This is a genomic window from Streptomyces sp. ISL-87 (genome assembly GCF_018614095.1).
Classification (GTDB): Bacteria; Actinomycetota; Actinomycetes; order Streptomycetales; family Streptomycetaceae; genus Streptomyces.
Genome location: NZ_JAGGOY010000097.1, coordinates 100,885 through 107,525, shown reverse-complemented (window position 1 = coordinate 107,525; position 6,641 = coordinate 100,885). Strand labels below are relative to the sequence as shown.

Here is a 6,641-nt window from a genome sequence, read left to right as displayed (position 1 = left end):
CGGCCAAACGCAACGGTGTTGCGGTTGTCATGCGGCGGTGGCCAGCGTAGTTGATTGCTGTTCGTAGGTGATCGGGCTGATCTGGCCGAGGCGGGAGTGCCGGCGCCGGGTGTTGTAGCGGGGCGCCCATCGGAAGACCGCGAGCCGGGCCTCACGGGCGCCGCTCCACCGCTTCCGCCCCTGGAGTGTCTCGCGTTTCAAGGTCGCGTTCAGGCTCTCCGCGGTGGCGTTGTCCGCGCTCGTGCCCACCGCGCCGCGTGATCTGGTCACGCCGAGCCCCTCGCAGAGCTGGGCGAACTCATTCGACGCGTACTGAGCCCCGTTGTCGCTGTGGAAAACGACCCCGCGCAGTCCGTCGGCGCCCCGGGCGGCGGCTGCGGCTTTCAGGGCGTCGGTATAACCAGCGAGGTGCGCATGTGGTCGGCGATCGACCAGCCCGCCAGGCGTTTCGAACACAGGTCCAACGCTGTGGCCAGATAAAGGAATTGGCCACCTCCGATCGGGAGATAGGTGATGTCGCTCACGTACTTGGTGTTCGGTGCCGGGGCGGTGAAGTCGCGCCGCAGCAGGTCCGGCACTGGTGTTGCTGACGGCTCGGGGAGGGTGGTGCGGACCTTCTTGCACAGGTGAAAGCCGACAGGCGCATGACCCTGGCGACGCGCTTGTGGTTGACCCGTACGCCGTTGTCCCGCAGCTCGGCGGTGACGCGCGGGGCGCCATAGGTGCCATCCGATTCCCGGTGGATCTCAACGATCCGCTCCGCGAGTTCGGCGTCCGCCCGGGCCCGGCCGGCCCGTGCATCCGCGCTGGCCAGCCACCGGTAGAACCCGGAACGGGAGAGGTTCACTATCCGGCACAGCCGCTTGACGCCAAAAGCGCCACGGTGATCGTCGACGTACTGGAAACGGCTCACCAGCTGGTCTCGCCCGCAAAATACTTCGCGGCCCTGCGCAGGATCTCCCGCTCGAGTTCGAGCTCTTCACCCGCGCCCGCAACTGCCGGTTCTCCTTCTCCATCGCGCCGGCCTCGCCAGCACCGGGCCGGGCAGCCTGCTCGGCATCCCGCACCCATGTGCGCAGCGTCTCGTGGTTGACGCCCAGGTCCTTGGCCACCGACGAGTAACTGCCACCGGGGGTGGCCCGGTACAGCGCGACGGCATCGGCCCGGAACTCAGGGCTACTTCGACGTCCCCAACGGGAACTCCTGTCCTTCGGATCTTCACGATCCAATGATCAGGGTGTCCCCGATCAAGGGCCAGGCCCCGCTCACGCAGTCCATAGTCCGGTGGCAGCCATCCCTTCTTCCGCCTTTCAACGGTCTTTCGAGTATGGGGAGGCGGGTACGGGCAGCCCTGCATCAGATCGGGTTCAGCTCTGGCCCAGGAGAGCCCGAAGTGAGTGGTGCACACAGGCCAGATGGTCTTCTCTGCCTCCTTCACGCTCGGGGTCCTCCCACGCCGGCCACGTTTCTACGGTCGGCCAGCGCGAAGGGCTCTGCTGCGGTCTACCTCCGGAAGCCTCGCCGGGGGTCCCTGATGCTGCGGTTGTCGAAGGGGGCGAACCAGGCGGCTTCCCTGAGGTCGCCCACGCCCATGGACTGGTTCGCGGGGTTCTCAGGGTCCTCGATCCTGAGGCTGATCCTTCGGAGTGGACACCCTGACAATGGATCTTGATGGTCCAGGGAGGGATGTCCATGTGGGACGTAAGTCTCCGTATCCGGAGGAGTTCAGAAAGGACGCTGTCGCGCTCTATCGCGCCGCGGCCGGCAACAGGGTCATGCCCCGGTCGATGTCCTCGGCCGAAGCGGCCTGGGACTCGGCCATCCGCGCGGCGGCCAGCAGGTACGGCACGACGAGCTCGTGCAGGAGGAGATCTCTGGCCCCGTGGTGACCGTCCAGCCCTTCGCCGACGAGGCCGAGGCCCTGCACCCCGCCACCGGTGTCCGCTTCGGCCTGGCCGAGAGCGTGTGGACCGCCGACCAGGACCGCGCGATGCGCGCCACCCGCGCCCTCCGTGAGCGCCCGCTGACAATGCGTCCGGTGATCGAGCGGTCCAAGGCAGGCACTCATTCGCGGCTCGGTGGTCCTTTCCGCGCAAAACCTGGGGCCGGATTCTTCCTTTTGAAATGATGGAGAGTCACACGGCATACACGCTGGGCGATTTCACTATTTGACGTGGCGTCCAATAGAGGTTTGCGGTGTGCCAAGTTTACGTAAAGTCGTACGCCACTGGAGTGCCGAAAATGGCCTGGACCAAGAGGTGTCGGATCGTCAACTGGCAGCAGTCATGGCCCAGTTGGGGATCCATTGCATCATCTCTTTCCGGTGATTGAACTGGCGACATCTTCGCGCGTAGAGCAACGGCGTTCAGAACCCTCCGTCTCTCTGGCAGGATTCCCGGCACCCAATGCACTCAAGGAAAGAGGTGTGGTTGTGCCTGGTCATCGAGAACCGGAGCCTCAGCTTCACCGGCACCGCAAGGCCCTCGACCCGCCCGAATGTGACGTTCGGTCAGCCGATATCGCCAGGCTGTAGCCGTCCCTGGGCCGGCAAGCAAACGACAACAGCCGCGTGCGGATTCAGACCCGCACGTCCGTGAAGTGACGAGCCCGGCGGACCCCCGTGGCGGCGTGGTGGGTCGCCCGGCATTCGTGTTACGGCAAGACCCCGCGGCAGCGGCGGCTCGCGTCCTCGACGGCCGGTCCCCACGGCAGGAACCGGCCCGCCCACGAGGAGATGGTGGCTGTCCGGGGCCGTGTGGTCCTGCGCCGATCGGATCGGTACCGGCCGACGAGCTGACTGTTCACCACCTGTCGGAACGCCTCCAAGCAGGCGAGTTCCCGCATTCTCAGATCAAGGAGCATGATGCACAAACGTCGCGCGTCCCGCCGCAAGAAAGCGCTGATAGCCGCGATCACCGCCGCACTCTCCGGCGGTCTGCTGTTCGGCTTCGGTGCCCTCGCCCAGGCCGGTTCGGTCAGCGGCACGGTCGTCGGCGGGCAGGGCAACTACAAGACCGTCAACCACCGGGCCAAGCCGTCCCTCTCGGCCCAGGTGAACGGCTCCTCGAAGGTGGGCGACAGGATCCAGATGTCCTGCCGGACCACCGGGGACACCGTGGAGAACAACCCGCGGTGGATCTTCACCGGCTCGTACTACATCGCCGACACCTTCATCAACGAGAACACCACCGGCCTGCCGGTCTGCGGTTCGAACCCGAAGCCCACCCCCACCCCCACCCCTGCCCCCACGACCGCGAAGACGCTCAAGATCGACATGCAGAAGCAGGTCAGGACCCAGTGGTGCTGGGACGCCTCCGGCGTGACCATCGCCAAACACTGGGGCCGCTCCGTCAGCCAGGAGCAGTTCTGCCAACTCGCCGCCCAGGGAACCTGGGTGAACTGCAACAACCAGCCCGCGACGCTGGAGGACATGGCGAACGGCCTGGCCAGGCTGGGGCTGAGGGACAGTGGCCGCAGCCTGTCCCGCAACGCCTCGTTCGGCGAATCCGTCGCCGAGATCGCCGCAGGGCGGCCGTTCGCCGTCCGGTTCGGCTGGCGCACCGGCGGCGGTCACATGAACGTCATCTACGGCTACGACAGCACCACCAACATGATCGCGGTCGGCGACCCGTGGCAGACCACCCAGACCTACACCTGGTGGAACCACTCCACTTACGTGAACAACAACTCGTTCCAGTGGACCCATTCCCGCATCGGCATCCAGGGCTGAGGAGAAGACCGATCATGCAGACCATGCGACACTCCAGGCGGTCGGCAGTCCGGGCCGCCGTCCTCGCCACGGCAGCGCTCGCCGCCGCCCTGAGCGCAATCGTTCCCGCACAGGCTGCGGAGGGCGACGGCATCGCGGGCTACCAGTCCGCCCAGCAGACCCTCCGGAGCGACCAACTCCGCGACACCGTCTCCCGCTTCCTGGTCTCGGCCCGGCAGCACGGCACGGGCACCGGCGCGGACGGCGGCACCGTCGGCGCCCCCGGCAACGCACCCGCCTCGGTCGCCGCGCCGCCCCGGTTCGATCTCAAGGACCCGGTGCCGATGTTCGAAATCAGCCCCGAGTTCGTGACCGGCAAGACCCAGGCGACCCCGCAGACCGCGCTCCGGCTCTCCTACCTGGCCTCCCGGGTGACCGCCTCCGACGGCAAACCCGCCGCCGTACTGCTCGCGCCCAAGGGAGACGTCGCTACAACGGGAAGCGGCGTGCAGAACGTCGGAGCCGAGGGCTGGCAGCTGGCCGGTATCCGGGACGGTGACGCCGAGGTCGGCTTTGCCGAGCGAGGGACTCCCCAGGCCCGTACCTTCACCGAGCCGCAGATCCACGCCTGGTACCGGCTCACCGCCGAAGGCACGGTCGAGCCGCTCAACGAGGAGGCGACCAGCGGCCTCGGCGGAAAGCGCGGCATCACCCTCGCCGCCTACCAGAAGCTGGTCACCGCCCGCTACGGCGACAAGATGCCCGGCTCGGAGTACGACCGCAAGGGCCTGGCCGGCGGGTACGCCGGCCTCGGGGACGACCAGCCGGAGCAGGTCGCCGCCACGTCCGGGATACCGGCGACCGAGGCATCCTGGCAGTCGGTCTCCGTCACCGGGGCCGCGGCCCTGGCGGCGATCGGAGGCGCGGTGGCGTATGCGCGCCGCCGGGGGACTGCCACCACCCGCTGACCCGGCTATGTGAGGCCGGGCCCCTTCTCCGTACTCAGCCCGGCGCTTCCACCGTCGGATACTCGGATACGTACGAGCCCGGGAAGGAGGCCCGGCCCCCTTCCCGGGCGGCCCGAGTCACTGTTCCTGCGGGGGCTTGCCCTCCGCCGCGGACACCTCGACGAACGCGACCTGGCCCTTGCCGTTGAGGCGCAGGATCGGGACGGCCTTGTTCCGCGGATTGCCGTTGTTCTGGAAGGAGATGAACCCGCTGGCCCCGGCCACCTGCTGGGTGCCGTCCATCTGGTGGAACATGCGGGTGAAGCTTCCCCGTGATCTTGGACACGTTTCTGTTATGCCGCGAGTGTCTGATCCTGCTGGTAGCGCAGGCGAGTCTCGTGAGGCGTGAGGTAGCCCCAGTTGATGTGCTTGCGTAGACGGCGTCGGTTGTAGAAGGTCTCGATGAACGTGAAGATCTCGGCTCGGGCGGTGGCCCGGTCGGGCCAGAAGCGGGTGCCGATCTCCTCTTTCAGGACGGCGAAGAACGACTCGGCCGCCGCGTTGTCGAAGCAGATCCCGGTCCGGCCCAATGCTTTGCCGCAGACCCAACTCCTGGATCCGGTCCCGGCATTGGGCCGAGGTGTACTCCGATCCGCGGTCAGTGTGAATCACGCATCCCGGTTCCAGACGCCCCAGGCCGGCGGCCATGCCGAGGGCGTCGACGACCAGGTCGGCGCGGTGGTGGTCCGCCGTCGAATACCCGATGATCTCGCGGGTCGCCAGGTCCAGCCACGAGGCGAGGTAGAGCCAGCCCTCGGCGGTGGGGATGTAGGTGATGTCCCCGACGGCTTTGATGCCGGGGCGGACAGCGTGGAAGTCGCGGCCGATCAGGTCGGGCGCCGGGGCGGCCCAGGTGTCGGCCTTCGTCAGGCTGCGGCGGCCGGTGCGGCGACTATGGCCGGCGATGCCGTGCTCACGCATGACCCGCTCAACACGCTTGCGGTTGACCAGGTGTCCCCGACGGCGCAGTTCGGCACTCACACGCGGGACGCCGTAAGTGCCCTTCGAGGCAACGTGGATCACGGTGATCTCGTGCGCCAGCACCTCATCCGCAAGGCACCTGGCCTCGCGGACCTCGATCCCGGCCACCCACGCGTAGTACGTCGAGCGGGCCTTCTTCAGCACCCGGCACAACAGCGTGATCGCGTAGTGGGCCTTCTCCGCGTGGATGAACCGGCATATCGCGCTCACCGGTCGCTCTCCTTCACGAAGAAGGCCGTGGTGAGTTCAGGCGTCTTGAGGACCCGATCATGGTCCTGACGCCCAGCGGGACGTACGTCGTTCAGGGACTGGAGGTAACGGACCCCGAGGCCCTGTCCCAGATGGAAATTCCGGACTACGAGACCGTGGTCGAGGTCCCCAAGGCCGCGATCACCGCCCTACTGGAGGAACCGCGTGGAGTTGATCTCCAGCGCCCAGCGCAACCGGCTCTTTGAGACCTTCACGGAGGACGCCTTCCATCTGGAGCTGAGGGACGACTACTCCGTTGCCGACGAGAACGGCCCGTTCGAGAGCTGGCTCCGTGGGGAGCCCGTCGACTACTCGTACATGGAGCCGTGGACGCAGCTCATCGGGCGCCTCACCAGGGAGGGCAAGACCGTCCGGCGCGTGCGCGTCGTCACCGAACCGCATACGCCTTACATCCAGTGGGAGTACGCCGCCACCTCGCACAACGAGGTGGCCGGCGAGGACATCCGGTGGGTGAGCCGTCACCTTCTTGCCGACGAGCTGGTCTTCCCCGTGGGCGGCAACGACTGGTGGCTGTTCGACGGCCGTCTCCTGGCCGTGGGGCACTTCGACGGTGACGGTCGCGTGCTCGGCTCAGAGCTGGTCGAGACTCCCGATGTCGTCGCCGAGTGCGTCCGTGTCCGGGATCTGCTTTGGGCCCTGGCGACCCCCCACCGCGAGTACAAGCCCTGAACCAT

General features: G+C 67.3%; 5 protein-coding genes and 2 pseudogenes. 4 read left to right on the top strand and 3 right to left on the bottom strand.

Annotated elements, in window-relative coordinates; translation table 11 throughout:
• Nucleotides 1–27 precede the first annotated feature (27 nt).
• Nucleotides 28–1,229 (bottom strand): annotated as a pseudogene (locus tag J7I97_RS30880) (IS3 family transposase).
• Nucleotides 1,230–1,858: 629 nt separating this feature from the next.
• Between J7I97_RS30880 and J7I97_RS30875 the strand changes: the two are divergent.
• From J7I97_RS30875 to J7I97_RS30865, 3 genes are all read left to right on the top strand, one after another.
• On the top strand, nt 1,859–2,128 hold the full coding sequence (locus J7I97_RS30875; protein WP_308369224.1) for an aldehyde dehydrogenase family protein: 270 nt from the start codon (nt 1,859–1,861) through the stop codon (nt 2,126–2,128).
• A gap of 732 nt (nt 2,129–2,860) precedes the next feature.
• Nucleotides 2,861–3,730, top strand: coding sequence for a papain-like cysteine protease family protein (locus J7I97_RS30870; RefSeq protein WP_214941505.1), 870 nt, complete (start codon nt 2,861–2,863; stop codon nt 3,728–3,730).
• A gap of 14 nt (nt 3,731–3,744) precedes the next feature.
• Nucleotides 3,745–4,677 carry a hypothetical protein gene (locus J7I97_RS30865; RefSeq protein ID WP_214941503.1) on the top strand — a complete coding sequence of 311 codons (933 nt, stop codon included), beginning with the start codon at nt 3,745–3,747 and terminating at the stop codon, nt 4,675–4,677.
• Between the two features lie 332 nt (nt 4,678–5,009).
• Here the strand turns inward: J7I97_RS30865 and J7I97_RS40480 are convergent, their stop codons facing one another.
• Together J7I97_RS40480 and J7I97_RS40475 are read right to left on the bottom strand one after the other, a co-directional pair.
• Nucleotides 5,010–5,246, bottom strand: coding sequence for an IS3 family transposase (locus J7I97_RS40480; RefSeq protein ID WP_374195531.1), 237 nt, complete (start codon nt 5,244–5,246; stop codon nt 5,010–5,012).
• A 1-nt stretch (nt 5,247) separates the two neighbouring features.
• A pseudogene (locus J7I97_RS40475) lies at nt 5,248–5,907 on the bottom strand (IS3 family transposase); the annotation flags it as partial.
• A 204-nt stretch (nt 5,908–6,111) separates the two neighbouring features.
• Here J7I97_RS40475 and J7I97_RS30855 point away from each other — a divergent pair.
• Nucleotides 6,112–6,636 (top strand): DUF6879 family protein, encoded by a 525-nt coding sequence (locus J7I97_RS30855; RefSeq protein WP_214941499.1) that lies wholly within the window; start codon nt 6,112–6,114, stop codon nt 6,634–6,636.
• The last annotated feature ends 5 nt before the right edge of the window (nt 6,637–6,641 follow it).